This is a genomic window from Aeromonas sp. QDB18 (assembly GCF_027705325.1).
In the GTDB taxonomy this organism is placed as follows: domain Bacteria; phylum Pseudomonadota; class Gammaproteobacteria; order Enterobacterales; family Aeromonadaceae; genus Aeromonas; species Aeromonas caviae.
In genome coordinates, this window is sequence record NZ_JAPDBQ010000275.1 from 1 (window position 1) to 1,576 (window position 1,576).

A 1,576-nucleotide genomic window follows, 5' to 3' on the forward strand; every position below is an offset into this window, starting at 1 on the left:
TGTGATTCATGACTGGGGTGAAGTCGTAACAAGGTAACCCTAGGGGAACCTGGGGTTGGATCACCTCCTTACCTTAAGATGACGAAGTTGTTGAGTGTTCACACAGATTGCCTTGATTCAAAGTAGTTAGAGCAAAGACCTGGTGCGAAAGCATCAGTGCTTATTCAACTTCGGTTGAATGAGAGAAGCCCGTTCGTTGGGTTGGGATGTGAATAGCGGCGCAAGTTGCTACCCAATTCAAAGTTAGCGATAACAACGAACAGCGCTAAAGGCCGCTAGCCTCGCAGGCTCGGCGTCGCCTTTACGAAAATCATTGCGAAGTGTCCTTCGCAAAACATGATTTTCGTCCCCTTCGTCTAGAGGCCTAGGACACCGCCCTTTCACGGCGGTAACAGGGGTTCGAATCCCCTAGGGGACGCCACTTCTCTTCGCAGCTCAAGAATACAGACATAAGCAGTCATGTTTATGTCTGTTTTCTTCGGTCACTGACCGTTGCAAACATGCTCTTTAACAATCTGGAAAGCTGATTTAAAAAGTAGTTCTCAAACATTTGTTACAAGTGCTTTGGAAACTTCTTGGCGAAAACCAAATTTTATTTGGTCCTTGTTGTACGACAACAAGCTGTGCCGGTTTCACCGACACTTCTTGGGGTTGTATGGTTAAGTGACTAAGCGTACATGGTGGATGCCTTGGCAGTCAGAGGCGATGAAGGACGTACTAACCTGCGATAAGCCGTGAGCAGTCGGTAAGAGACATTACGACTCACGGATTTCCGAATGGGGAAACCCACTTAGCATAAGCTAGGTATCGCTACGTGAATACATAGCGTAGCGAGGCGAACCGGGAGAACTGAAACATCTAAGTACCCCGAGGAAAAGAAATCAACCGAGATTCCCTCAGTAGCGGCGAGCGAACGGGGATTAGCCCTTAAGCATCTTGGAAGTTAGTGGAACGGTCCTGGAAAGGCCGGCGATACAGGGTGATAGCCCCGTACACGAAAACAACCTTGATGTGAAATCGAGTAGGGCGGGACACGTGACATCCTGTCTGAATATGGGGGGACCATCCTCCAAGGCTAAATACTCCTGACTGACCGATAGTGAACCAGTACCGTGAGGGAAAGGCGAAAAGAACCCCTGTGAGGGGAGTGAAATAGAACCTGAAACCGTGTACGTACAAGCAGTGGGAGCCCTTCGGGGTGACTGCGTACCTTTTGTATAATGGGTCAGCGACTTACATTTTGTAGCGAGGTTAACCGTATAGGGGAGCCGTAGGGAAACCGAGTCTTAACTGGGCGTCTAGTTGCAAGGTGTAGACCCGAAACCGGGTGATCTAGCCATGGGCAGGTTGAAGGTTGAGTAACATCAACTGGAGGACCGAACCCACTAACGTTGCAAAGTTAGGGGATGACCTGTGGCTGGGGGTGAAAGGCCAATCAAACTCGGAGATAGCTGGTTCTCCCCGAAAGCTATTTAGGTAGCGCCTCGGACGAATACTACTGGGGGTAGAGCACTGTTTGGGCTAGGGGGTCATCCCGACTTACCAACCCCATGCAAACTCCGAATACCAGTAAGTA

The 1,576-nt window shown here is 49.7% G+C and carries 1 tRNA gene and 2 rRNA genes; all 3 read left to right on the plus strand.

Features of this window, described 5'->3' with window-relative positions:
* Positions 1-71 (plus strand): 16S ribosomal RNA (locus tag OKC30_RS20815); the annotation flags it as partial.
* A gap of 274 nt (positions 72-345) precedes the next feature.
* Positions 346-421: transfer RNA gene (locus tag OKC30_RS20820), tRNA-Glu, on the plus strand.
* Positions 422-657: 236 nt separating this feature from the next.
* Positions 658-1,576: ribosomal RNA gene (locus OKC30_RS20825) — 23S ribosomal RNA — on the plus strand; the annotation flags it as partial.